Annotated in this window: 24 protein-coding genes and 1 other RNA gene; 15 read left to right on the top strand and 10 right to left on the bottom strand. The window is 45.3% G+C overall.

All coding sequences use genetic code 11. The features are described 5' to 3' along the window. Positions 1 to 139: 139 nt before the first annotated feature. Positions 140 to 1219, top strand: coding sequence for a tetraprenyl-beta-curcumene synthase family protein (locus MKZ13_RS10425; protein WP_017689390.1), 1080 nt, complete (start codon positions 140 to 142; stop codon positions 1217 to 1219). Positions 1220 to 1272: 53 nt separating this feature from the next. Continuing rightward, entirely contained in the window at positions 1273 to 2244 is a 972-nt protein-coding gene (gene pfkA, locus MKZ13_RS10430; RefSeq protein WP_036609663.1) for a 6-phosphofructokinase, read from the top strand. An 83-nt stretch (positions 2245 to 2327) separates the two neighbouring features. On the opposite strand, the gene MKZ13_RS10435 is transcribed toward pfkA, so the two are convergent. The 4 genes from MKZ13_RS10435 to MKZ13_RS10450 form a co-directional block, all read right to left on the bottom strand. Beyond that, positions 2328 to 3680, bottom strand: coding sequence for an MATE family efflux transporter (locus tag MKZ13_RS10435; RefSeq protein ID WP_339183827.1), 1353 nt, complete (start codon positions 3678 to 3680; stop codon positions 2328 to 2330). A gap of 204 nt (positions 3681 to 3884) precedes the next feature. Then, the gene (locus MKZ13_RS10440; protein ID WP_339183829.1) at positions 3885 to 5066 is read right to left on the bottom strand and encodes a putative glycoside hydrolase; all 1182 of its coding nucleotides are present in this window, start codon (positions 5064 to 5066) and stop codon (positions 3885 to 3887) included. Between the two features lie 163 nt (positions 5067 to 5229). Continuing rightward, positions 5230 to 5418 carry a hypothetical protein gene (locus tag MKZ13_RS10445; protein WP_029880762.1) on the bottom strand — a complete coding sequence of 63 codons (189 nt, stop codon included), beginning with the start codon at positions 5416 to 5418 and terminating at the stop codon, positions 5230 to 5232. Positions 5419 to 5592: 174 nt separating this feature from the next. Continuing rightward, on the bottom strand, positions 5593 to 6414 hold the full coding sequence (locus MKZ13_RS10450) for a YitT family protein (RefSeq protein WP_036609659.1): 822 nt from the start codon (positions 6412 to 6414) through the stop codon (positions 5593 to 5595). A gap of 305 nt (positions 6415 to 6719) precedes the next feature. Between MKZ13_RS10450 and MKZ13_RS10455 the strand changes: the two genes are divergently transcribed. The 4 genes from MKZ13_RS10455 to MKZ13_RS10470 all read left to right on the top strand — a co-directional run bounded on the left by MKZ13_RS10455 (position 6720) and on the right by MKZ13_RS10470 (position 10163). Further along, on the top strand, positions 6720 to 8315 hold the full coding sequence (locus tag MKZ13_RS10455) for a DEAD/DEAH box helicase (protein WP_076209022.1): 1596 nt from the start codon (positions 6720 to 6722) through the stop codon (positions 8313 to 8315). Between the two features lie 218 nt (positions 8316 to 8533). After that, positions 8534 to 9346 (top strand): DUF624 domain-containing protein, encoded by an 813-nt coding sequence (locus tag MKZ13_RS10460; RefSeq protein ID WP_339183834.1) that lies wholly within the window; start codon positions 8534 to 8536, stop codon positions 9344 to 9346. 51 nt (positions 9347 to 9397) lie between these two features. Next, positions 9398 to 9589, top strand: a non-coding RNA gene (gene ssrS / locus MKZ13_RS10465) — 6S RNA. Positions 9590 to 9770: 181 nt separating this feature from the next. After that, positions 9771 to 10163: a DUF1499 domain-containing protein gene (locus MKZ13_RS10470; protein WP_017689382.1), complete on the top strand. Its 393-nt coding sequence runs from the start codon at positions 9771 to 9773 to the stop codon at positions 10161 to 10163. Between the two features lie 72 nt (positions 10164 to 10235). Here the strand turns inward: MKZ13_RS10470 and tpx are convergent, their stop codons facing one another. After that, on the bottom strand, positions 10236 to 10754 hold the full coding sequence (tpx, locus tag MKZ13_RS10475) for a thiol peroxidase (RefSeq protein ID WP_036609653.1): 519 nt from the start codon (positions 10752 to 10754) through the stop codon (positions 10236 to 10238). A 148-nt stretch (positions 10755 to 10902) separates the two neighbouring features. On the opposite strand from tpx, the gene MKZ13_RS10480 reads away from it, so the two are divergent. Then, the gene (locus MKZ13_RS10480; RefSeq protein WP_036670140.1) at positions 10903 to 11529 is read left to right on the top strand and encodes a rhomboid family intramembrane serine protease; all 627 of its coding nucleotides are present in this window, start codon (positions 10903 to 10905) and stop codon (positions 11527 to 11529) included. Between the two features lie 69 nt (positions 11530 to 11598). Continuing rightward, complete coding sequence (locus MKZ13_RS10485) at positions 11599 to 12510, top strand: LysR family transcriptional regulator (RefSeq protein WP_036609648.1); 912 nt, start codon at positions 11599 to 11601, stop codon at positions 12508 to 12510. 44 nt (positions 12511 to 12554) lie between these two features. Here MKZ13_RS10485 and MKZ13_RS10490 read toward each other — a convergent pair whose 3' ends face one another. Further along, positions 12555 to 13235, bottom strand: a complete 681-nt coding sequence (locus tag MKZ13_RS10490) for a zinc metallopeptidase (RefSeq protein ID WP_036609646.1) — start codon at positions 13233 to 13235, stop codon at positions 12555 to 12557. A gap of 28 nt (positions 13236 to 13263) precedes the next feature. After that, a complete protein-coding gene (locus MKZ13_RS10495) occupies positions 13264 to 13692 on the bottom strand; it encodes a MerR family transcriptional regulator (protein WP_076209500.1) in 429 nt (142 codons plus the stop codon). Positions 13693 to 14044: 352 nt separating this feature from the next. Between MKZ13_RS10495 and MKZ13_RS10500 the strand changes: the two genes are divergently transcribed. Genes MKZ13_RS10500 through MKZ13_RS10510 form a run of 3 tightly spaced genes read left to right on the top strand, consistent with a single transcriptional unit; the run spans position 14045 to position 17306 of the window. Continuing rightward, positions 14045 to 15445: an ammonium transporter gene (locus tag MKZ13_RS10500; RefSeq protein ID WP_221823363.1), complete on the top strand. Its 1401-nt coding sequence runs from the start codon at positions 14045 to 14047 to the stop codon at positions 15443 to 15445. A gap of 38 nt (positions 15446 to 15483) precedes the next feature. Next, positions 15484 to 16572, top strand: a complete 1089-nt coding sequence (locus tag MKZ13_RS10505) for a DUF294 nucleotidyltransferase-like domain-containing protein (protein ID WP_339183839.1) — start codon at positions 15484 to 15486, stop codon at positions 16570 to 16572. Beyond that, positions 16569 to 17306, top strand: a complete 738-nt coding sequence (locus MKZ13_RS10510) for an exonuclease domain-containing protein (RefSeq protein ID WP_339183841.1) — start codon at positions 16569 to 16571, stop codon at positions 17304 to 17306. The genes MKZ13_RS10505 and MKZ13_RS10510 overlap by 4 nt, the downstream gene beginning before the upstream one ends. Here MKZ13_RS10510 and MKZ13_RS10515 read toward each other — a convergent pair. Beyond that, on the bottom strand, positions 17292 to 17783 hold the full coding sequence (locus MKZ13_RS10515) for a Mov34/MPN/PAD-1 family protein (RefSeq protein ID WP_339183843.1): 492 nt from the start codon (positions 17781 to 17783) through the stop codon (positions 17292 to 17294). The genes MKZ13_RS10510 and MKZ13_RS10515 overlap by 15 nt on opposite strands. Positions 17784 to 18009: 226 nt before the next feature. On the opposite strand from MKZ13_RS10515, the gene MKZ13_RS10520 reads away from it, so the two are divergent. After that, a complete protein-coding gene (locus MKZ13_RS10520) occupies positions 18010 to 18561 on the top strand; it encodes a TlpA disulfide reductase family protein (protein ID WP_339183846.1) in 552 nt (183 codons plus the stop codon). A 119-nt stretch (positions 18562 to 18680) separates the two neighbouring features. Here the strand turns inward: MKZ13_RS10520 and cimA are convergent, their stop codons facing one another. Further along, positions 18681 to 20300, bottom strand: coding sequence for a citramalate synthase (gene cimA, locus MKZ13_RS10525; protein ID WP_339183848.1), 1620 nt, complete (start codon positions 20298 to 20300; stop codon positions 18681 to 18683). Positions 20301 to 20831: 531 nt separating this feature from the next. On the opposite strand from cimA, the gene MKZ13_RS10530 reads away from it, so the two are divergent. From MKZ13_RS10530 to MKZ13_RS10540, 3 genes are all read left to right on the top strand, one after another. Beyond that, entirely contained in the window at positions 20832 to 22133 is a 1302-nt protein-coding gene (locus MKZ13_RS10530; RefSeq protein WP_221823544.1) for a DNA polymerase IV, read from the top strand. Between the two features lie 117 nt (positions 22134 to 22250). Further along, on the top strand, positions 22251 to 22493 hold the full coding sequence (locus tag MKZ13_RS10535) for a ferredoxin (RefSeq protein WP_017689369.1): 243 nt from the start codon (positions 22251 to 22253) through the stop codon (positions 22491 to 22493). 219 nt (positions 22494 to 22712) lie between these two features. Continuing rightward, positions 22713 to 24155 carry a L,D-transpeptidase family protein gene (locus MKZ13_RS10540; protein ID WP_339183850.1) on the top strand — a complete coding sequence of 481 codons (1443 nt, stop codon included), beginning with the start codon at positions 22713 to 22715 and terminating at the stop codon, positions 24153 to 24155. A 42-nt stretch (positions 24156 to 24197) separates the two neighbouring features. Here the strand turns inward: MKZ13_RS10540 and MKZ13_RS10545 are convergent, their stop codons facing one another. Beyond that, entirely contained in the window at positions 24198 to 24335 is a 138-nt protein-coding gene (locus MKZ13_RS10545; RefSeq protein ID WP_017689367.1) for a hypothetical protein, read from the bottom strand. Between the last annotated feature and the right edge of the window lie 75 nt (positions 24336 to 24410).

A 24410-nucleotide genomic window follows, 5' to 3' on the forward strand; every position in this document is an offset into this window, starting at 1 on the left:
CACAAAGCTTTGAACGCCGATGCGATTTTTTATGCGGAATATGCGGCAGATCATTTGTACAATTAAGGGGATCATATTATAATAGGAATGGTTAAAAATCGCTCTAATACGTATTCAACCAAGTGGAGGCACATTTATTTTGAGCCAATCAAATCGAAAACGTCATCAATATCCGCGTGGACCGCTGGCATTGATGAGAGGGGTGTACAAATACACCATTCCGGAAACACGGAAGGCACTGAATGGATGGCGTGCTCAAGCTGAGGCGATTCCGAATGAGGAATTGCGTACACAGGCACTTGCCAGTCTGAAGGATAAACAGTTTCACTGTGAAGGCGGAACCGTCTACGCATTGGCTGATTTGCCAAACAGACACATTCTGATTCCGCTGATCGTTTCATATCAAACTATTAGTGATTATTTGGACAATCTGTGCGACCGCAGCACGTCGATGGATCCGGATGACTTTCGTCTTCTCCATCAATCCATGCTTGATGCGGTAGATCCCGAAGCAATTCCCGTCAATTATTATGCCCTCCGTGAGGAGCAGGATGACGGTGGATATCTGCGGAATCTGGTGACCACATGTCAGGAACTGACCCGTCAGTTACCAGGCTATACGTCCGCCAAGCCCCAAATTCAGGATCTGGCAGGCCTATACACGGACCTGCAGGTATATAAGCATATCAAGCCGGAACTGAGAGAAACGGCACTGCTCGAATGGTGGTCGGAGCATCGTCATCGCACACCTCAGTTTCGTTGGAACGAATTTGCTGCTGCAACTGGCTCTACACTGGGCGTTTTCATGCTGTTTCTGGCTGCGAGTGACGATCAGTTGACTGAAGAGCAAGCGGCCTCGATCCACACGGCCTATTTCCCACATGTATGCGCATTGCACATTATGCTCGATTATTTAATTGATCAGGATGAGGACCGCATCGGGGGAGATCTCAACTTCTGCAACTATTATGAGAATGTAGAGACAATGCTGGACCGAATTGCTTTTATTGTGGAGATGGCACGGAGCGATGTGCAGAAGATTCCGGGTAGCTCCTTTCACCGGATGATCATCGAAGGACTGATTGCCATTTACCTGTCTGATCCCAAAGTCAGCGAACAACAGGAAGTTCGCGTTGTATCCAAACGTCTGCTGAAAAATAGTCCGATCACAAGAATATTTTTCTTCATTTTCAGTCGCTGGATACGGAAAAATATGTAAGTCAGGTGTGATATTGCGGAGCCTGAAGTGAAACTAGAGGAGGAAGAAACATCATGACAGCAGTAAAGAAAATCGCAGTATTAACGAGCGGTGGTGATTCACAGGGGATGAACGCGGCTGTTCGTGCGGTTGTTCGCAGCGGACTGTTTCACGGTCTCGAAGTATTTGGAGTTCAACGTGGATACCAGGGTCTTTTGAATAATGACATTTTCCCAATGGATTTGCGGAGTGTAGGGGATATCATCCAACGTGGGGGAACGGTTCTTCAATCGGCACGTTGCAAGGAGTTCTATACCGCTGAAGGTCAGCAAAAAGGTGCGGACATTCTGCGTGCGCGTGGCATTGACGGTCTGGTTGTTATCGGTGGGGATGGTTCCTACAACGGAGCAAACAAACTGAGCAAACTGGGTATTAACACCATGGGTCTGCCAGGAACGATTGATAACGATGTTTCATTCACCGACTATACCATCGGATTTGATACAGCTGTAAGCATAGTAGTTGATGCAGTAAACAAATTACGTGATACGATGTCTTCACACGAACGTTCTTCCATCGTGGAAGTTATGGGTCGTCACTGTGGGGATATCGCTCTGCATGCCGGACTTGCTTCGGGTGCTGAAACGATTCTTGTCCCAGAAGTTCCATTTGACATGGACGAAGTGGCTGATCGGATGAAAGCTAACTTTGCACATGGCAAACGTCACAGTATTATCATCGTTGCAGAAGGCGTAGGCAAAGGTGAGGATGTAGCAAAAGAACTGATGGAACGTTGCCCAACGTATGAGCCACGTGTAACCGTTCTGGGACACATTCAGCGTGGGGGTACACCAACACCTTTCGACCGTAACCTGGCAAGCCGTCTTGGCGACTTCGCTGTTCGCAGTCTGATCGCAGGCGAGACAGACAAAGGTTGTGGCATTATCAAGGGTGAACTTACCCTGACGGATATTGATAAAGTGGTTAACACAAAAAAAGATTTCGATATGGTGACTTACGAGCTTGCACAACGTTTGTCCCAATAATTCGATTTATACGCAAAGAGCACAATCCCGCTTTAACGTGGATTGTGCTCTTTTTGTTGTTTCACGGAGTGAGTATATCAATGTTACGCCTTGCGGAGTGCGGCTTGTTTTTGTACCCGAAAGAGTCTCCAGAGAAGCGCTGTTGCTCCTACAGCAAGGCCGGCAATGAGGCCAATCCAGTATCCGAAGGCACCGAGTGAAGTATACGTAGCAGTTAGATAACCTACAGGCAAGCCAATGATCCAATACGCTATGAACGTAATGATTAGTGCCGGATTAACATCTTTGTAGCCACGTAGTGCTCCTTGGGTCGGTGTAGCAATCGCATCCGAGATCTGAAAGAGAATGGCGTAGATGAGGAAATGCTGCGTAAGTGCAATGACCTCTCGATCGTTTGAATACACGCCTGCAATCTGTTCGCCGAACACAATTAACACGATCGCTGTCAGCAGTGAGAGCCCGATGGCTCCACCAATTCCAAGCAGACTGTATTGTCTGGCATCTCTCAGACGCCCCGCACCTGCCTCATAGCCCACAAGGATCGTAAGAGCCATACATATACTCACAGGCAGCATGTAGAGTGTAGAAGCGAAATTCAGCGCCGCCTGGTGTGCAGCAATTGTTGTGGTATCGAAACGGCTCATCATTAAAGTCACAGCAGCAAAGATGGACGTTTCGAAAAAAGTCGCAAATCCGATGGGCACTCCAATCTTGAGTAACTCTTTCCATTTGGACAATGAGACACGGGTCCATTGACGGAAAATGCCATACTGGGCGAAAGGTTCGACCCGATGGACAAAAAAGAGACTAATAAGAAAAATCAGCCAGTATGTACATGCTGTAGCCACACCGGCACCAACACCGCCCAATTGGGGGAAACCCCAGCGGCCGAATATCAGCAGATAATTCAGTAAGATGTTAACGGGCAGGGAGACCAACGTAATGAACATCGTAGTCCGTGTCTGGCCAAGTGCATCCATGAAGCTGCGCAGCACCGTATATCCGAAGAGTGGGATAATGCCAAAAGCAAGTGCGCACAAAAAATAGAAGGCGACTTGGGCAACCCGAGGTTCCAAAGGCATTCCGTTCAGTATAGGGCCAAGTAACAACGCCCCGGCTCCAATAACAACGAGACTGACAGCAATTCCAAGATACAGCGCCTGGATGACGTTATACCCGATCTGATCATTACGTTTGGAACCTAACAGATGGGAAACGACAGGTGTAATACCGATTAGAATCCCGCTTAGTCCAGTTTGAACGGGCATCCATAGACTTGTGCCAATCGCAACTCCTGCAAGGTCGGCCGGAGAAAACTTGCCTGACATATTGGTGTCGAAGAACGACATGGCAGAAAGGGCGATTTGAGTGGTGAAGATGGGCAAAAATATAATCAGGAATTGCTTCACTTTTTGGGAAAAACTTGTTGTGTTCATGTTCACTGGCAGTGCCTCGCTATTCTTAAGAGATATCATCCAAGTGTCATGTCTGGACAGCTATACATTGTAGTGGATTTTGTCCGTTTTGGATAGGGACAGATACAGAGGAGAGGTACACCGAGAAAAATGAACACCAAAAAACCTCGCTCCGCTTCAAGCAGAACGAGGTTGGATGAAATGAGAAGTATGAAAGAGTGCGGATTACTTATATTGTACACCTGATGTATAACGGTTGGACGCATTCCAGAGCAGATATTCATGTACATCCATGTCTTTCATTGCTCTAATCTGGTCTTCCACTTGTTTCTTGCCATACTTGATATAATGTCCACTGCCCAGCCAGCTTGCTGTGAAATCCTGGATCCACGGGCGTATGACGGGTTTAAGCTCCTTAGTAGGGTCCAGTTTCTTATGCGTGTCTTCCATGGAGCCCTTAATGGTTGTGTAAGGATCTTTATCAGGGTCTTTGACCCCATACCAACCAGTTGAATAGTGACTAGGGTATACCATCGGTGAGATGACATCCACATTTTCGGATATTTTAACAAAATCCTGTCCAATGCCTTCAGCCGCAGGTACAGAAGCCGCATAACCGAAAATATCAACCGATACTCGAACACCTAGCGGTGCCAACTCCTTGCGTGCATATTGCACGAATTCAGCCACAACATCCACTCGTGACTTGTCAGATTTGGTGTATTTGAGTACATCAGCACGAGTTTCGAAACCTTCCGGGAAACGAACGTAGTCAAATTGAATTTCTTTGAATCCAAGCTTGGCTGCTTCCTTGGCGATTTCGATATTATAGTCCCATACTTCCTTGCTGTATGGATTCACGAAGCTATCGCCTTTGCCATTCGCCCAAACCGATCCATCCTTGTTGCGGAAAGAAAGCTCTGGATTCTTCTTCGCAAGAATTGTGTCTTTGAATACAACGACACGTGCAATCGGGTAGACCTCATGTTTTTGCAATCGTTTCATCAAGGCATCGATATCCCGAATAAAAGGTTGGGATTTACCCATTTTCTGAAGCGCTTTGTTTTCTGTGGAATAAGTTATGTATCCGAGATCGTCTTTGATATCAATGACCATCGCATTCAGTTCTGTACTGTCGGTCAGTTCCAGCAATTCTTTCATGCGTGCGCCGCCAGCACTGTATGCCGTTACATAGATTCCTTTGACGACGGGGGCATCAGGTTGTGGGTCTGTTTTAGCAGGTGGATTATCGGCATCGATAACAACCTGATCTTTTTGAGATTGGATAATTGCGGTGTTAAAACTGTTGGTTAACGATTGAAATTGAGGATTTCCCTGATCTGCCACTGCCGGAGCAACACCAAAGCCTCCAAAGGCCATAGCCAGTAAAGCCCAAAACATGTTCATTCATTTCCACTCCCTTATGTGTGCATTCCATGTATGAATTATACATTAAAGCCTCTGGGCTTTTAACCATATTAATCAAGTAATGAAACACATGGAAAAAATGAAAACCGCTTCCTGCTGAGGAAATCCCCTGCAAGAAGCGGCGTGATCAATCTGAAAAAAATTATTGAATGTAAATCTCATTTTGATGCTCACAAATACTGTACTGAATGATTTCCATTGCGTCTCCCTGTTCCAGGATGCCCAGCCCATCCCGGAGGACAATCAGTGAGTCGAGTTCATTCGGTTTCAAGAAAGGGAGCATTTCCGGGCACCATCTGTTGACAATCTCAAACAGTTTTACCGTTTCCATATCCACAATAATCACCCTTTCCTACTCGAATTCCAAAATGGTAAGTCATTCGGCGCGATTCGGGAAAGCATATGGCCTGTGAAATTGAAGGGTTGAACCTGCTATACAACATATTTAGGAGCCGTACACCGTTATTATACCACAATGTTGTGAATTGTTAACCGTACAGGTGTCTCAACTTCTGCGGAATGAGCCCATAACACCAACCGTTTCCACGATGTTAACAAAAGCGTTTGGATCTGTATCCTTGATAATACGTTTAATTTCAACCAACTCGTAGCGGGTGGTTACGGTCATGAGCATGTCCTTTTCAATATCCGTGTATGCTCCCTGAGTCTTAATTTTGGTAACTCCACGAGGCCGAACAAGTAATTTTTTTAACATGGCTTCGGTTTCGTTTGTAATAATGTACAGTGTTACTTTGACGTGACTGATATGGATCAGATCAAGCACTTTGCCTGTAATGTAGATGGATACCATCGAGGCCAAGGCTGTATTCCAATTGTCACTCAGGTATCCCGCAAGCATAATGATCGTACCGTTCATGCCGGCCATCACTGTACCAATCGGAAAGTCTCGTTTACGCGTGAAAATGGACCCAACAATGTCGAGTCCTCCTGTAGAGCCGCCGACTCGGAAGGAAACGCCTGTGCCCATTCCAATAAGTACACCGCCAAATACAGAACTAAGTAAAGGGTCTGTAGCCACAGCAAAAACAGGCAGAAGCGCAATGAACCAGGAAGTGGCTGCTACCGAAAGAATACTTAATGTAATGAAGCGTCGTCCAAGAATAAACCAACCTGCAATGAGCAGGGGAATGTTAAGAACAAAATACATTATACTAAGATTCAACGTTGTAAAATAACCCAGAAGCATTGAAATACCGGACACCCCGCCGCTTAAAAGCTGATGGGGGACCAAAAACCAGTTGAAGCCGCAGGCAATAGCTGCAGCACCCAAAATGATCACTAAAGAGTGCCAAATTATTTTGGGCAATTTAATCACCTCATTTATATTTAAAACCAGATTGCTGGTAATCTTGAATTGTTTTGTGATATAATAATTTGTGGATATTCTTGAGTAGGAAACTTTTCCTAAATGGAGCAATAAAATTTTGAAATGTTTCAAACACATGTATGTAGTTTTAGTCTTATGTTGGGGACCCATTCATGGAATTATATTCGTTAGTGAAAATAATTCGTCCCGTTGGGATACCCTATAAATATTAACGCTACTTAAGAATACAGACAACAAAGTGGATTGTCCACCATGTCCACCATATAAAAGGAGCATGAATAATTTTGACAAATTTAAACTTTACAGATTTCAATCTTGAACCACTGGTGCTGCAAGCCATCACTGAGCTCGGGTTTGAAGAAGCAACACCAATCCAATCCAAAGCGATTCCTTTGGCACTCGAAGGCAGAGACTTGATTGGTCAAGCTCAAACAGGAACGGGTAAAACAGCTGCATTCGGTATTCCGTTGATCAGCAAAATCTCAAAAAGTGACGAGAAAATCCGCGCACTTATTATGGCACCTACACGTGAACTTGCAATTCAAGTTGCTGAAGAGATCGAAAAACTTACTCGCTTCAAAGGTCTTCGCTCCCTGCCAATCTACGGCGGACAAGATATCGTGCGTCAAATCCGTGCACTAAAAAGAAAACCACAGATCATCATTGGTACACCTGGACGTCTCCTTGACCACATCAACCGCAAAACAATCAAACTAGATGATGTACAAACTGTTGTACTGGACGAAGCAGATGAAATGCTCGACATGGGTTTCATGGAGGATATCCAATCCATCCTGAAACAAGTTCCAGACGAGCGCCAAACTATGCTGTTCTCAGCAACAATGCCTCCTAACATTCAAAAATTGGCACAACAATTCTTGAACAATCCTGAACACATTTCTGTGATTCCGAAACATGTTAGTGCACCATTGATTGACCAATCCTATATCGAAGTACCTGAGCGTCAAAAATTCGAAGCATTGAGCCGTTTGTTGGATATGGAATCTCCTGAACTGGCGATCGTATTCGGACGTACAAAACGTCGTGTTGACGAATTGGCTGAAGCTTTGCAAAAACGTGGATATTCTGCAGACGGTCTTCATGGTGACTTGTCCCAGAATCAACGTGATGCGGTAATGCGTAAGTTCCGTGACGGCAGCATTGACGTACTCGTTGCAACAGACGTGGCTGCACGTGGTCTCGACGTATCTGGCGTAACACACGTTGTAAACTTTGACCTTCCGCAAGATCCGGAGAGTTATGTTCACCGTATCGGTCGTACAGGCCGTGCGGGTAAAGAGGGTGCTGCTTGGTCCTTCGTTACACCGCGTGAGATTGATCACTTGCACTTCATCGAGCGTGTAACACGTCACCGTATTCCACGTAAACCACTGCCAACAATGGCAGAAGCGGTTGAAGGTAAACAACGTTTGACAGCAGAGCGCTTGCTGGAAATCGTACAATCAGGCGAACTGAACGAATATAAAGGTATTGCGATTCAAATGCTTGAGCAATATGATTCTGTTCAACTGTTGTCGGCTGCACTGAAGCTCCTGACAGGTGACAAGAAAGATGCTCAAGTTGATCTGACTCCTGAAGATCCAATCCGTGCAAAACGTCGTAAACCGGATGTTCGCTCTGGCGGACGCAAACCATCGGGTTACAGCGGTAACCGCACAAGTGGTAGCGGCGGCAGTGGTGGTGGTTACAACCGCGATCGCAACAGCAGTGGCGGCGGACGTGGCGGTTACAACCGTGATCGTAACAGCGGCAGCAGCACTGGCGGTGGAAGCAGAGAAGGTGGTTACAACCGTGACCGCAAACCGCGTCCAAGCAGTAACGAAGGACGTCGTCCAGCGAAAGATTCTTCTTTCGAGTAATATAAACGTATGATCTGAAAAATGGAGCGGGCAACTGCTCCATTTTTTTATTTTCAAAGTGACTGCATCATTTTATTTCACTGCCAGAAGCGGCCAGAAGCGCTAGCTAAGGACAATGACGATCTCTTTTCGGGAAGTACTGGCTTTTCCTATCTATAATAAGGTATATTAATATTAGACTTTAGGTAATTCGCAAGGCTGCAGAGGAGGAGAAATGTTTGGAATTTAAAGGAGCTATGGGTGGGATCTACCGGCTTACAGAGTGGATTACGAGACTGGCCGCAACCAATCTGTTGTGGGCTATTTGTTCGTCTCCGTTCTTGTTTTTCTTGGTTATGAAACTGCTCGTGATGCAGCAGAACCTCGCAAATGAATCATTGCAAATGAACTGGGCTATAGCTATTGTGGCACCGCTTACACTGTTCCCGGCGACTTCGGCGCTGTTTACGGTTGTTCGTAAATGGAATATGGGCGATACGGATGTACCGATCTTCCGTACTTTCTTTGTAGGTTACAAGGAAAACTACAAGCAAAGTTTAATTGGGGGTATTTTTTACACACTGCTATTCGCGATTATGTATCTGGATTATACCGTGTACATGACGCAGTTCCGCAATATGCAGCTCGTGGGAATCATCATGTTAGTACTGCTTCTCTTGTTATTTGTATCACTCTTTAACTTTTTCTCGATGGTTGTACACTATCATATGTCCATCGGACTCATTATCAAAAACGCGGTATTGCTTACGCTGATCAGACCATTCCGTGTATTTTCCACATTGCTGGGAAGTGGATTGCTGTTCTACATCGGTTTCCGTTATCCGGTCTTGTTTGTTTTCTTCATTATCAGCATCATTGCCTGGTTTGCTTTCTTTAACTTCTACGCAACCTTCAACAAGATGCAGGAGCAGATGGAGAAGATGCAACTCAAGAAGGAAGAAGAGGAAGCTGCTGCCCTGGCTGAACAATCAGCAGAGAATGGTGAAACACCTGAGCCATCAGACGACAAAAACATTACATTGCAAAAATAAAACATGATGGATCGCCATTTACTTTTTACACAGTTAGGGATATAATAATTGTACATCCTGCGATGTACGTTTCGGTTATTCGTTGTTTTGAACCAATGATGATGTCTTCGGGAGATCAACACAGAATGTTGCTGAAAAGCCCTGTCTATACGACATGGGGACTTCAAAAAGCATTTTTGCGGTCACCCACCTGCCAAGCAGGTTCATAAGACAATGTAGCCGGACGGCATAGGCGGGTTCCTAAATCTTATGTACAGCACCCTGACTTTTCCTCTTCAGAAGGAATTTCAGGGTGTTTTTAAGTTGTGATGAATGTTTTTGATTGGTTTTACGATAAATATGATGCTTGCCCTTTTGTTACTACTTGAACAATGTTACACTAAGATACATAAATGGAACGGTTACAATTAAAGGAGGAAGGGTCTTGACCTTAAAGAGAACGCTCGTCGGTATCATCCGCAGCATGGAGGGGACCAGCGATCGAGCCAAGGATCCCAAATTAAAAACACGGTATTATAACTTATCCAAAGACAGAGCCTGGGAAGAGGTCTCTTCGACACTCAAAAAGATTCCGGGTTATAAAGTGCTGCATGAAGTGCCTTCTGTTGGAGAAGTTATTCTGGAGAAGCGGACTACCTTTGGACGGACGATGGATATTACAGTTTCCATTATCTCAGTAAGTCCTGTTCGCAGTGCGGTGGATATGTATTCAGCTTCACGTGGTTCACTTGGAGACTTGGGCTCCAATTATCGCACGATTATGAACTTATTCTCTGTACTGGATAAAAAGCTAAGCAAGTATAAAGCAAATGATTGAAATAGATAATAAATAACAAAAAGCGAGTGAAGGTTAACCTTCCTCGCTTTTGTTCTGAACGTATGATAACTTCTACAGCAAAGCTTTTACAGCAGCAATCGCTTGTTCGAAGTTAGGGGAGTCTGTCATTTCAGGCAAATACTCCACATATGTAATCCGGTCTTCGGCATCCAAAACAAAAATGGAGCGCATGTCGAGTTGGAATTCTTTGATCAGAACGCCGTAGTCTTCACCGAAAGAACGTGTTTTGTAGTCTGACAATGTAACTACGCGGTCAACACCAGCTGCTCCACACCAACGAGCCTGAGCAAACGGAAGGTCAACGCTTACTGTCAAGACAACAACATTGTCTCCTAGTTCTCCAGCTTCCACGTTGAAACGACGAGTTTGCGCATCGCATACGCCAGTATCCAGGGAAGGAACAACGCTGATTAATTTGATTTTGCCTGCGAAGTCTTTCAGGGAAGCGTCCTCAACCAGGTTCTTGCTCAGTGTAAAATCAGGTGCTTGATCGCCGACTTTCAGTTCGGGTCCGATCAATGTAATAGGGTTGCCTTTAAATGTGGCTGCGCCTGTACGTTCTTGTGTCATAATAATGTTCCTCCTTATAAATTGGTGATCCGTGCCAAAATCCATTATAATCTTTTATGAAAGGCATTGTCCAATTCGGACATGTACCATTACGATGGATCAGAGATGTAAGTCCGATCTGAACAGGGTGGAGTGAAAGAAGAAAGTTATGATATTTATTCGCTATGAGAACTGGAAAGGTTATTTGAAGTATTTCCCTTTGACGTCGCTTTTTTTAATTGCCAATGTAGTCATGTTTATTGTGTTAACGGTGAACGGTGGATCAACGAACAATATGGTGCTGCTGAAATTCGGGGCACTTACGAATCATGAACTGTTCGCGCATGAATGGTGGCGTTACATTACATCCATGTTCCTGCATGCGGGCTTCGGTCATTTATTGTTTAACAGCTTTGCGTTAATTGTATTTGCTCCACCGATGGAGCGGTTGCTCGGGTCGGTAAGGTATGGTGTATTGTACCTGGGTGGCGGTGTATTGGGTAATATTCTTGCTGTTGCGTGGTACAACTCGGTTGGGAGTATTACCATCTCGGTAGGTGCTTCAGGAGCGATCTATGCCGTCTATGGTGCATTCCTGTATGTAGCGCTGTTCCAGCGAACGATGATGGACGAGGCTTCGCGCAAAACGATGTACACATTGCTTTTGTTCGGGATCATATTCTCCTTCGCCATGTCAGGCATCAACTGGATGGCTCACCTTGGCGGATTGTTGGGTGGATTCTTTATTTACGGACTGTTGATCAGATTGTGGAAACCCCGCAGCTTAAAGCGGTAGTCAGAACGTTCTCAAGATGGAATACAGTCAAGGATAAGTAGGGTATAACAGATTGGAGCGATCAGGCGAGTGGAATTAAGACAGTTGCATTACTTTTTAAAAGTGGCACAGAAGGAACATGTAACACAGGCTGCTGAAGAGTTGCATGTGGCACAGTCGGCGGTGAGTCGTCAGATTCATCAGCTGGAAGAAGAACTGGGCGTGGACCTTTTTATGCAAAAGGGACGAAACCTGCAGTTGACTGCAGTGGGGCAGCTTTTTTGCAAACGAATTGAAGGTATATTAAAAGATTTGGACAAGGCAGTCGGGGAAGTTCATGAGTTTCTGGACCCGGAGCATGGAGAGATTCGAATTGGATTTCCGCATAGCCTGGGGATTCATCTCATTCCTTCCGTGGTGGCTGCTTTCCGTCAGCGCTACCCTAACGTGAAATTCAGATTCAAGCAGGGAATGTTCCCTACGCTGATTCGGGATGTGTTATCGGGAGAGGTAGACTTGGCATTTATTTCTCCTTTTCCAGAGAAGCATGATCAAGTAGATGGTGATATTGTACTCACGGAAGAATTACATGCCATCCTTCCTCCTAATCACCCGTTAGCTGGTGAAGAGACAATTGCGCTTGAACAGCTCAAGGATGATAAATTTGTATTATTCAGCAAAGGTTATTCTCTTCGTCCTATTGTATGGCATGCCTGTCTGGAAGCTGGTTTTACACCCAAGATCGCTTTTGAAGGGGAAGAGACCGACACCATCCGCGGATTGGTCGCTGCGGGCATGGGGGTCAGTCTGCTGCCTGAGATGGCGTTATTCCAGACGAATCCGTTGCAACCGGCACATGTGGCTATCTCCCATCCAAAAGTAACGCGAACTATCGGGTTAATTCATCGTGCGCATGATAAACTGCCGCTGGTTGCTCAGTCCTTTCGTTCATTCTTGCTTGATTATTTCGGTTTACAACAAAACAATACCCCATCCGATTAACGGTGGGGTATTGTTTTTTGTTTTTTGTTGTATTAAGTATCCAATTAATCGCGGCTGTTGAAGATTCCGATGTAACGAATCAACTCAAGCAGTGAAATCAACGCTGCAGCAACGTAAGTCAAGGCTGCGGCATTCAGAACTTTTGCAACCCCTTTTTCTTCTTCATTACGGATGTACCCTTCGGATACCATAATCTCTCTAGCGCGGTTACTTGCATTGAACTCAACCGGTAAAGTGATGAGTTGGAATGCTACAGTTACGGAGAAGAAGATGATACCGATACCTACAAGGTTCATGGCATTGAAGATGAATCCTGCAATCAACAGGAATGGAGCTAATCCGGATGCAAAGTTCACAATTGGGAAGATCCGGTGACGTAGTGCCAGCATCGGATAACTTTCTTTATGCTGAATGGCGTGGCCAACTTCGTGACACGCTACCGAAACAGCTGAGATTGAGTTTTCGTAATATACTGGTTCTGATAAACGTACAACCCGATTAATCGGATCATAGTGATCAGAGAGTGTACCACGTACAGGTTCAATTGGAACATCATGCAGGCCGTTAGCATCAAGCATCTGGCGAGCGGCATCGTAACCAGTCATTCCGTTCTGGTTCGGTACCTCCGACCAACGTCTAAACGTACCTTTAACGCGAAATTGCGCCCATAAAGAGAGCAAAAAGGCGATAATGATCAATACGAACATACCGTTATTAAAACTCATATTCATTCCTCCGCTTTCTAAGAATAAGCTACATCATGGTGTTCTCAAGCAAGATTTTTAGTGCCTCCATTGTACCGGCACTTTTGGTGAGGAGTCCTGCCATCATTTTACGTGCTTGTACAGGTTTCATCTCTCCAAGTAGCGGTTTGAGTTCGTTAACCTCTCGCTCAAGTTGTTGTACATGAAGCTCCAACGTTGTCAATTTGCTGGCAACTTGTTCTTCTGTACTAACCAGACGCCACTTCTCAAGAGATTGCTTAATCTCGTCGAGACTATACTTCTCTTGTTTCATCTGTACAATACGTTCAAGCCTCGTTAAAGTTTCATTACTATAGAGACGATAATTTTTTTGTGTACGTTCTTCGGGAGAGATTAGTCCAAGCTTTGTGTAATAATCAATCGTCCGTTCACTAACACCAGCGGTCTTGGCAAGTTCGCCAATCCGAAAAAGTTTCATATCCCCAATGATATTCACCTCGCTTGCAAGTTCAAATGTAGGGAATTGTAGTTTCCACTTGTGAATTTCTAGACTACGCCCAATTTTTCTTACTAATAAGTATGATACATGATCTTTAACCGTACAGTCAAACGTTATGCTTTGGCAATCAGCATACTGCATTTCTATATCTATGTACTCATAGAATGTGATTATGTACTTAAGTGCAAGAAAAAGACGTATGACTTTATTCCCAGAAATAATTTTCAGTTTTGATGAAAATACTCTTGTCAACTTTCCTCTCTTCTGCTTATAATGACATTAAGAGTTTCACGTTATGTGAAGAAACTTAACATAAGAGGGAGTGGGGTATATGAGAAAGAAATGGTTGGTTTCCGTGTTAGTAATGCTTACTTTGTTCGCTTTTCCGGTCAGCGCATTTGCGGCTGCGGAGGGCCCGACTAACATTGAACTTCAAAGTGGTTTGAACTCAGCCTTTACGTTTTTGGCTGTTGTACTCGTGTTCTTGATGCAAGGGGGATTTGCTTTACTCGAAGCGGGTTCAACACGAATGAAGAATGCAGGACACATTGCGGGTAAGACCATCCTGACATTGGGAATTTCAGTAATTGCCTTCTGGGCTTTGGGTTTCGGTCTTGGTTTCGGTAATGGTAACAGCTTCTTTGGAACAACAGGATTCTTCCTGAGTGGTGACAAGATGGCTGCTTCCTTCGAATCACTGGCTTTCTCCGATGTTCCACTGACTATTAAATTCGTATTCCACCTCGCCTTTGCGGCGGTATCTCTGGCCATTGCCTGCGGTGGTATGGCTGAACGTGCAAAGATGAGCGTATATATTGTTTTCGGTACTCTTTATACCATTATCATGTATCCGGTTGTTGCTCACTGGGTATGGGGCGGCGGCTGGTTGGCTGAGCTGGGTATGCAAGACTTTGCAGGATCGACGGTTGTTCACTTGACTGGTGCGACTGCAGCATTGGTAGCGACCATCTTGTTGAAACCACGTATTGGTAAATATAACAAAGACGGCAAACCTAACATCATTCCAGGTCACAACCAAGTGTATTCCGTACTCGGGGTTATTATCCTCTGGATCGGTTGGTTCGGATTCAACCCAGGTAGTACATTATCTGCCATGGGGGATGGATTCTTCGGTTATGTTGCATTAACTACTAACGTAGCTGCAGCAGCTGGTGGTGTTGCTGCGCTGTTGATCTCATGGGCAGTACTTGGTAAGTCCGATATTCCTAGCATGTTAAACGGTGTGCTTGCGGCACTCGTTGCGATTACAGGAGCATGTGCATTCGTTGAACCTTGGGCAGCTCTGGTTATCGGTGCTTTGGCGGGTATCATCACATTCTTCACAGCACAGTACTTCGATCGTAAAGGAATTGACGATCCAATCTACGCTTTCTCCGTGCATGGTATTGCTGGTATGTGGGGTGCGATCTCCACGGGCTTGTTCGCTACTCCTGAACTTGCCGAGAATGCGGGTGTAGGTCAAGCGGGTCTGTTCTATGGCGGTGGATTCCACCAATTAGGCGTACAGCTTCTCGGTCTGGCAGGTGCTTTTGCCTTCGTACTGGTAATGTCCTTCATTATTCTGGGCGGAATGAAAGCGATCATGGGCATCCGTGTTACTGAAGAAGAAGAAACAATGGGTCTGGATATCAGTGAGCACGGTACTTACGGATACCCTGAACAAATGAAAAATGCAGATTCTAAATCCAATGGTGGTACGTTCAGCTCCTGAAGTGAATGATGCTGAATCATGCTTCAAGGAGGCTGGACATGATGGAACCCATCTCGTATACAAACTATTCCTGGTCTTATCAGGGAATCGATGGTGCGGTGTCTTCTCAAGAGCTGCGCCAGGCACGTGTGATATTACAGAACGAGCTCCAGGAATTGTTGTCCGCTTCCTTGTCGCCGATCGAGTGGTACCAAACGGTAAATGAACTGCATGACCGGATTGCACGGAAAGCAGTAGAGTTATGCATTCAGGGGATGGTTGAGGAAGGCTTCGGCCAACCTCCCGTCCCCTATGCCTTTATCGTATTTGGCAGTTCCGGCAGGGAAGAAGCAACGTTATGGAGTGATCAGGATAATGGCATGATCATTAGCGATACTCCGCATGAAGGTAAAGAGGAATATTTTGCTCAGCTCGGACAGCGTATGACGGATATGTTGGAAGAGCTTGGTTACGCCAAATGCGAAGGCAAAGTGATGTGCTCGGAGCCCCTCTGGAGAAAGACGCTGGAATCATGGAAGCAACAATTAGCAGGTTGGAGCTCGGATCTGAATTGGGAGCCAGTTCGTAATCTGATCATCGCTTCAGACATGCGTTTTGTTGCAGGGGAGCGTAGTCTGGCAGAGGAATGGATCACGAGTTTTTATGAACAGTTCAGACTGGTTCCTGAACTTTCGGATGCAGTTCTTCGCAATACGGTTAAACATAAAGCTACATTAAATGTACTTGGACGTGTGGTCACAGAACGATTTGGTGAACATGCAGGCGGATTTGATGTCAAGTATGGTTTGTACATTCCGCTGGTGAACAGTGCCCGTTATTTGGCTTTGCAACATGGGATCAAGGAGTCATCGACATTAAAAAGAATGGAGAGATTGACTTCACTTGAAGCTGTTCCATTTACATTACTGGATGCATGCCAGCGAGCCTTTTTTGCTGCTTTGAAATTTCGCAGAAGTACACCGGTTGTCATCCAAGGGGAATTGCAACATAGCAGTGGGTTCCTGGATGAGAAACAGATGAAACAAAAACAGATTCATTATGAGCTCAGGGATACGCTCGGATTGGTACGACGAGTGCATCGTGCTTTGCAAAGACAGTTGCGTTTTGCAGAAAGGAGACGTCCATGAGAGAGCCGGCAAGGGGCAATACAGGATTCTGGAATTCGCTGCGTCAGGGAGGGGTTCCTTCCGCCATCGCTTCCATTATGGGAGCCCCTACGGCGCAACACATGGCGTTTATCCGTTCGATGATGAGAGAACAACGCAGACCTGAGGTTTTGCATACACCTCTAAATGAGCTGGACGCAGTTGTATTTGATCTGGAAACGACGGGATTTTCACCCCAGCATGGGGATGAGATACTCTCATTTGGTGCGGTCCGTATACATGGTGGTGTAGTACTGGAAGGAGAACAGTTCTATACGGTGGTGCAGTCCAAGACTGCGGTTCCGGAACATATTACTGAACTTACAGGTATTACACAGGAGATGACGCTGGACGCACCAACTTTGCTGGAAGGGCTGCATGATTTCATGTCTTTTGTAGGTGGAAATGTTCTGATTGCACACGCAAGTGCACATGACCGAGCCTTTCTGAATGCTGCTCTGTGGCGGACTTCAAAAGTAAGGCTGACACATCGTTTAATTGATACGATGATGTTGGCCCGCTGGCTTGAACCAAGCAGGCCGGGGTATGGTCTGGATGAATTGCTGGAATCCAGAGGGATTCCGATCTATGGACGTCACCATGCACTGGAAGATTCGAAAATGACTGCGCAGTTATGGTCCTGCTACTTGGAGGACATGACTCGTAAAAATGTGGAGACCTTGGGTGATCTGTATACCCAGCTAAGTCACGCATAACGGAACGGGAAGCAAATTGTATGAAGGTACAACGCGTTGTGCCGGATCCTGCGATTCCTTCGAGGATTCAATCTTATAACCGTTGAGCTGCATATGAGATCGCAACCCGCTTGTTAGGTCAGGTGAGCCGATGAGGTACATTTGAAGCAAACCGGCGAAGGCCGGAAGAGCTTGCATGTCCTCTAAGGAAGGAACAGGCCTTGTCTGCGGATGAGAATGGAAGATACCAATGAGCTTAGGCTCGGAGAATATGCACCGAATCCATTCGGCATCGTCCAGAGTAAAATGGTGCAGCGGGTCAGGTGCTACGTTACGAATGGGCTGAAACCGACTGATTCGTATACCGCCCGCTGCGGTTTCACCCAGCATAACCCCGCAGGCTTCTTGTGGCAGCGAAAGGAACATGTGCTTTGACATCTCTTGTTCTACGGAAGAAGGGATGTAGAAGACGTTTTGCTGCCCGTGAAGTGCTGCCATTTGTATTCACCCCTCTCTCTTTGGCTCCTGCTTAGGCAGGAGTCCTTTTTCATTTTATTTTCTGTAATGCGGATTGTAAAATTTTAAAGGAAAAGGGTACAATAATAAAGAGAACATTGGGGAATCATGTTCTGGTGAACTGTCATAGAGCGTGATAAACACTTAGCATGTGCAGAAATTACGGTTTCAGTTTCAATATGCTAATTATATAAAAGGGTGGCGGGTTATGAAACGAAACATATACATACTCCTTGGTGTTGTGTTGCTGGTTGGTATTGCACTGGCGCAGAATAAGGGTGACGGCATTGCAGCCGTCTTTAAGCAGGAAGAACCCATGCCTACAGAGACGGGACCACGTGCGGGGCTTCTGGCGCCTGCTTTTTCTCTGACAGCAATGGATGGGAAGACGTACAGTGTGGGCGGTGCCAAAGATAAGGCCACGTTTGTAAGTTTCTGGGCATCCTGGTGTGAGCCGTGTAAGCAGGAAGCTCCAGAGCTGAATAGAATGGCTGCAAAATACAAGGATAAGCTTAACCTCTACGGTGTTAATGTAACATCATACGATAAACTCAAGGATGCCAAAGCTTTTGTGGATGAGTACCAACTGGCATTCCCTATTCCTCTGGATGAGAAGGGGACTGTGTATGCTCAATACAATGGGGTGGCTTTTCCCACGAATGTTCTGATTGACTCCAGAGGAGTTATACAGGAGATTGTTCTGGGCATATTGCCCGAAAAAGAGTTGGAGCGTAAGATTAAAAAGTTAATTGCGAATTAATTTTCTGCAAAGAAAGAAGCCTTTGCATCCATGAATCATGGGTACAGAGGCTTCCTTTTTATTTTCCGGGAAATAAGCGTTAAAAGGTTGTTCAAAAAAAGCTTTTTTGGACATGCATTTTAGTGGTTGCTTATCCCATGAGCAGGAATAGGGAGTGTGCCCGGCTCATCCAGCAATTTTTCTTGAAGCAAAGCATAGCGGAAACTGTGTACGAGTGCTTCCCAACTTGCTTCAATTACGTTCTCGGATACACCTACAGTGTTCCATGTGTTCTCCGTATTTTTGGATTCGATCAATACACGAACTTTGGCGGCTGTGGCATCTTTCTCATCCAGTACACGTACTTTGTAGTCCGAGAGGTGCATATTGGCAAGTGAAGGGAAGTATTGCACCAGTGCTTTCCGAAGCGCGTTATCGAGTGCGTTAACTGGACCATTGCCCTCAGCAGCGGTATAAGCGCTTGTTCCAGCGATATTCACTTTGACAAAAGCTTCAGAAACAACGGATTTGCCTGCCGTTTTCTCCACAAGCATTTTGAATGATTCAAAAGTGAACAATTCTTTCATGTCACCGTTCGCTTCACGAATTAACAATTCAAGCGAAGCATCTGCACCTTCGAACTGGTAACCCTGATGTTCCAGGTCTTTGATTTTCTCAATAATCTGACGTGAATTGGCACTGTTTGGATCGAACTCAAGCCCCAGTTCCTGTGCTTTGGATACAATGTTACTTTGTCCGGCAAGTTCAGAGACCAGCACACGTTGTTTGTTACCAACCAGTTCAGGCACGATGTGTTCATAGGTACGTGAATCCCGCAGGATGGCAGAGACGTGAATTCCACCTTTGTGAGCAAAAGCAGCATTGCCAACATAAGGCTGATTAATCGGCATATTCACATTGGCAATCTCGCTAACATAACGAGCCACGTTTGTAAGTTGTCTCATGGAATCCTCAGTAACACATTCATAACCAAGTTTCAGTTGCAGGTTCGGGATAATGGATGCGAGATTGGCGTTACCGCAACGCTCTCCATAACCGTTCATCGTTCCTTGCACCTGACGGGCTCCGGCTTGTACAGCGCTTAGTGTGTTGGCCACAGCCAGTTCACAATCATTATGTGTATGGATGCCGAGATGTGCATAAGGCAGGCTTCTATGCAATGTGGATACGATCTCGTGCACCTCGTTTGGCATCGTCCCGCCGTTGGTATCACACATAACGAGCCAGTCCGCTCCAGCTTCATGAGCCTTGGTCAAGACCGCTTGAGCATACTCCGGGTTATGTTTGAATCCGTCAAAGAAGTGTTCTGCGTCAAAGATCACTTCCATACCATTCTGTTTCAGATATGCGATGGAATCATAGATCATGGACAAGTTTTCTTCCAATGTAGTCTGCAAAGCGGTATGCACATGGAAGTCCCATGATTTACCGACCAAGGTTGCAGCCTGAGCACCAGATTCGATCATGCGCTTCAGGTTGGCGTCTTCACTAGCAACACTGCCTTTTCGGCGGGTACTGCCAAAAGCAACAACCTTTGCGTTCAGGTTTAATTCCTTGACTCTTTTGAAAAACTCAATGTCCTTGGTATTGCTGCCGGGAATTCCGCCTTCAATATAATGGACACCCAGGTCATCAAGCTTCTTGGCAATTTTGAGTTTGTCGTCTGCCGATAAGCTGACACCCTCCCCTTGTGTGCCGTCACGTAAAGTCGTATCGAAGATGGAAATGGCCTTTGACATGAAGATCCTCCTTTGAGATAAAGCGCTCTTTTAAAAGTTTGGATTGTAAGTTGGGAAAAGCTGTTAAGTACGTTAGTGGACGAATCCTTCGATTCGGCAACGCTACACTGTGTTAAACTCGATGCGCTGATTTGTCCTAATGTCGTCAATTTGTATAATTAATTATTATAGCACCATTATAGCCAAATGCTACATAGAAATCGCAGTTTCATGTAACAATTAACGGATTTTAGAGAAAAAAGAAGGATGGTAATCATAATCAAGATGTATGTTATAATCTATTATTAAGTTTTAATTTCAATATATGGAAGAAAAGGAGGGACAATTTTGAGTTTTGTATGGGAAAATACAGTTATTGCCCTGATCACTTTGATTCTTTTTGTAAGTGTAGGCTGGTTGATTATTCGGTCTCTGATCAGATCTCGCAGAAAATAAATGTTCGTGACTGAATTAACATAACGGGTTTGATATACTATAGAAGAAAGAAATTCGTTTCATTAATTAGTGTGCAAGAAAGGGCGGGGGTTCATGATGTCTTCAGACGGCAATCCTCCAGCAAATGTGGATCAATATTACCCTGCAGCCGGACGGGTGATTCTGCATGTCGATATGAATGCTTTCTACTGCTCTGTACATGAAGCCGAGGAACCAGATTTATATAGAGGAAAAGCAACGGCCGTTGCGGGCAGCAGTGAACTGCGAAAGGGTGTAATTGTAACCTGCTCATATGCCGCTCGTAATCGAGGCATCTCAACAGGTATGGTTGTCCACCAAGCCATGAAAAAGTGCCCTGATCTCATTGTGATTCGTCCTGATTTCCATTTGTATCGTCAATATTCAAGAGCGTTCATGCAGATTGCGTATAGTTATACGCCTCAACTTGAGGCTACATCCATTGATGAATGTTATCTTGATATTACAGGTTCAAGGCAATTCGGGAATCCAATGGAGATTGCGGAGAGCATTCAGCGTAGAATCAAGGATGAATTGGGACTGCCATGTTCCATTGGCATTGCACCCAACAAATTATTGGCAAAAATGGCTTCGGATCTGAAAAAACCGAATGGTATCTCCATTTTACGCATGAGGGACGTACCCCGGATTCTATGGCACAGACCATGCAACGAGATGTTTGGCATTGGCAAAAAAACGGCTGAAAAGTTGAAAAAACTGGGCATTGAAACGATTGGTCAATTGGCCAAGTCGGATGAGAACATGTTGACCGAACTATTTGGAGTTAATGGAACATGGCTCAAAAATTCCGCCAATGGCATTAACCACTCCGCAGTTCACGCGGAACGTGAGGCCAATAAATCCATTGGACATACAACCACTTTACCGGCGGATGTATCGGATATGAATGAGATTCATCGGGTATTCCTCAATATAAGTGACCAGGTAGCCAGAAGATTGCGCAAGCACGAAATGTTCAGCCAGGGGATTCAGATTACAATCCGCACACCGGATATGAAGACAATCACCCGATCACGTCTAATGGAAGTTCCTACGGAGGATGCAACGGTCATTTACCGTGAGGCCTGTAAACTATTTGAGAAGCATTGGGGTAGTGGCAAGCCTGTACGCATGCTGGGTGTGACACTTCAGAACCTGATTCCAAGAGAAGAATCCGCTGTGCAGATGGACTTGTTCGAATATGAGCAGAAGCCCAAAAAGGACAATCTCATTCGGATTATGGATCAGTTACGTGATAAATTTGGTGAGAATGCTGTTGTGACCGCAGGCATGCTTGGAGACGATCCTTCCGTGTTGCTTCGCAATCATAAAGTGCGTGGTACTTCCCTGCAAAAAGATAACTTGCAAAGTCTTGATTAAATAAGGGATAATAGAGACTTGTGGTTGCAAAATGATTTGTAATTATCCTTACTTTGTATTAATATGTTTCTAGATAAAGACACTGTACGTTTCGAATTTTAGGAGGAGAGAATGTAAATGAGTAAATATACTTGGGTTGAAAAAGACACATGCATCGCATGTGGCGCTTGTGGAGCAACGGCTCCAGACATCTACGATTATGATGATGAAGGTTTGGCAGAAGTTATCTTTGACGGCGATGCTAACCATGGTGTTAAAGCTATTCCAGACGACTTGTTTGATGATATGCAGGATGCATGCGATGGCTGCCCTACAGATTCAATCAAAGTAGCGGACGAGCCTTTCAATAAAGAAGGCTAAGTATTTCTCCTATGAACACAAAGCACCTTCTTTTGTCTTAACGACAAGGGAAGGTGCTTTTTTTTGCATTCATTTAACTGTGATTATCTGACTATGGATCAAGGACGAACATTGTCGAACCCCCTTTTTTCCACCGGGTACTCAAGTCCTATGGATTCAACGCTTGGTTATGCCGATATATAATGATATACGGAAAAAGGCGAAATAGTGGAGGATCGGATGCAAAATACTCATCTAAGAACATATGTCAAGAAACATCCAGACAATAAAATGGCTTGGTACTTGCTCGGAAAGGAGTACTTGGGCGAAGGACAGGAGGCCAAAGCCAATTATTGCTTTCAACAAGCGGGCGAGGTTTATGAGGCATTTGAACGCAGTAAAGCTCCTGCGGACATCTGGGTGGACTATCAGGAGAAATTGGTGGAGATGTCTGAGCAAAAAGAGAAAAAACAACGTAGACGCAAAATGTGGCTTACGTTGTTCATGCTGCTGATGCTGGCAGGTCTGCCACCTGCGGACGCTCCGGGTGTCAGTCGTGAAGCAGCCGATGCACTGTCAGCAGCACTGGAATCCACAGAGGATATCGTAGCGCCTGTAGAAGCGGATCAACAGGCTGGGACTGCATCCATTGCGCCAAGCAATGTGTTCACCGCTGCGGCATTTGGTGGAGGCAACCATGGCGAGGCTGCGCTCGCAGCTGCCTGGTCCGGGTCTGGCCCAAAAGTAGAGACCTCTGCTGTACTGGGTATGCAAACCTCGGATGACTGGTCTTTATGGAAGCGAAATATGCCTGTGAAATACATAGTACAAACCAATACAAGCGGTAAATTAACTGCACAGAGTTATGATTCCAAGCAATGTAACTGTGAACCTCCTGAAGTCACGCCTAAAATCAAAAAGATGGCCTTGGCGTGGACCGCCAAGCAGGAAGCAGCTGCATCCTTATCAAGTGCAATCGTGGCCTATCGCAAAAAAAATGATGCTTGGCCCAAGAGTGTAACGCAAATGGCCCAGCCATTTCCGAACAATATTCTGGGAGAGACTGCGCCAGGGATGACCGAGATGTTTCCGAAGCTGTTAGCTCTGCATCAGGGAAAGGCACAAAAAGGAAAGAGCGATTCAAATGGTAAAGAGAGCGGTTCAACATCTTTGAATTCGTCTCAAGGCAACAATGCCGCTTTTGCAGATACGCTGGGAGGTCAGCCTTTTTTGCAGGAACCGCTGGAGATTGTCATTGATAAGGATAAACATAAACTTGCACTAATCAGTGGGGATACCATTGTTCGTATGTATGATGTGGGACTTGGGAGTGATCGAACACCTGAGGGTTCATTTGTCATCACGGATAAAGTGGTCAATCCGAATGGGCGCTCGAACGGTGAGTTTGGAAGCAGAGGTATGCAGCTCTCGAATACGAATTATGCCATCCATGGGACCAACGAGCCAGACAGTATCGGACTGGATGAGTCCCTTGGATGTGTGAGAATGCATACAGGAGATGTAGAAGAGTTATTCGCTCTTGCTCCGCAAGGCACTCCGGTACGCATTGGAGAAGATGTACTGCCAGATCTGACGCTTGTTCCAGAAGCAAAGCAGCGTTATCAGCATACACTTGTTCCAAAGCAGAATAATCCGAACAAAACGTATCACTGGCTGAATTGATCTGTTTGATATGTAGAATCAGATGGATTCAGCCTGAATCATCTACATGTTGGCAATAATGATAAGAGCACCAATGATGATGATCAAGCCGCCTACACTGGCTGCAGTCCATGCAATGGCTTTGCGATTCACTTCTTCTTTCTTTTGCTGTAATGCAGGTGGTTTACGTTTGGGAGCCATGAGTTATTCCTCCTTATTTGGAATAGAACTGGTGTAGAGTAACCATGCTCTCATTGTAAAGAATTCAACTCGTCA

The sequence above is a fragment of the Paenibacillus sp. FSL R5-0701 genome, assembly GCF_037973995.1.
Taxonomy (GTDB): domain Bacteria; phylum Bacillota; class Bacilli; order Paenibacillales; family Paenibacillaceae; genus Paenibacillus.

What these genes read in the sequence shown, in the direction of transcription:
- pfkA (WP_036609663.1), top strand. Translation starts at nt 1,273, where the DNA reads ATGACAGCAGTAAAGAAAATCGCAGTATTAACGAGCGGTGGTGATTCA.
- MKZ13_RS10435 (WP_339183827.1), bottom strand. Translation starts at nt 3,680, where the DNA reads ATGAACACAACAAGTTTTTCCCAAAAAGTGAAGCAATTCCTGATTATA.
- MKZ13_RS10440 (WP_339183829.1), bottom strand. Translation starts at nt 5,066, where the DNA reads ATGAACATGTTTTGGGCTTTACTGGCTATGGCCTTTGGAGGCTTTGGT.
- MKZ13_RS10445 (WP_029880762.1), bottom strand. Translation starts at nt 5,418, where the DNA reads ATGGAAACGGTAAAACTGTTTGAGATTGTCAACAGATGGTGCCCGGAA.
- tpx (WP_036609653.1), bottom strand. Translation starts at nt 10,754, where the DNA reads ATGACACAAGAACGTACAGGCGCAGCCACATTTAAAGGCAACCCTATT.
- MKZ13_RS10480 (WP_036670140.1), top strand. Translation starts at nt 10,903, where the DNA reads ATGATATTTATTCGCTATGAGAACTGGAAAGGTTATTTGAAGTATTTC.
- MKZ13_RS10490 (WP_036609646.1), bottom strand. Translation starts at nt 13,235, where the DNA reads ATGAGTTTTAATAACGGTATGTTCGTATTGATCATTATCGCCTTTTTG.
- MKZ13_RS10495 (WP_076209500.1), bottom strand. Translation starts at nt 13,692, where the DNA reads ATGAAACTTTTTCGGATTGGCGAACTTGCCAAGACCGCTGGTGTTAGT.
- MKZ13_RS10500 (WP_221823363.1), top strand. Translation starts at nt 14,045, where the DNA reads ATGAGAAAGAAATGGTTGGTTTCCGTGTTAGTAATGCTTACTTTGTTC.
- MKZ13_RS10505 (WP_339183839.1), top strand. Translation starts at nt 15,484, where the DNA reads ATGATGGAACCCATCTCGTATACAAACTATTCCTGGTCTTATCAGGGA.
- MKZ13_RS10510 (WP_339183841.1), top strand. Translation starts at nt 16,569, where the DNA reads ATGAGAGAGCCGGCAAGGGGCAATACAGGATTCTGGAATTCGCTGCGT.
- MKZ13_RS10515 (WP_339183843.1), bottom strand. Translation starts at nt 17,783, where the DNA reads ATGGCAGCACTTCACGGGCAGCAAAACGTCTTCTACATCCCTTCTTCC.
- MKZ13_RS10520 (WP_339183846.1), top strand. Translation starts at nt 18,010, where the DNA reads ATGAAACGAAACATATACATACTCCTTGGTGTTGTGTTGCTGGTTGGT.
- cimA (WP_339183848.1), bottom strand. Translation starts at nt 20,300, where the DNA reads ATGTCAAAGGCCATTTCCATCTTCGATACGACTTTACGTGACGGCACA.
- MKZ13_RS10530 (WP_221823544.1), top strand. Translation starts at nt 20,832, where the DNA reads ATGTCTTCAGACGGCAATCCTCCAGCAAATGTGGATCAATATTACCCT.
- MKZ13_RS10535 (WP_017689369.1), top strand. Translation starts at nt 22,251, where the DNA reads ATGAGTAAATATACTTGGGTTGAAAAAGACACATGCATCGCATGTGGC.
- MKZ13_RS10540 (WP_339183850.1), top strand. Translation starts at nt 22,713, where the DNA reads ATGCAAAATACTCATCTAAGAACATATGTCAAGAAACATCCAGACAAT.
- MKZ13_RS10545 (WP_017689367.1), bottom strand. Translation starts at nt 24,335, where the DNA reads ATGGCTCCCAAACGTAAACCACCTGCATTACAGCAAAAGAAAGAAGAA.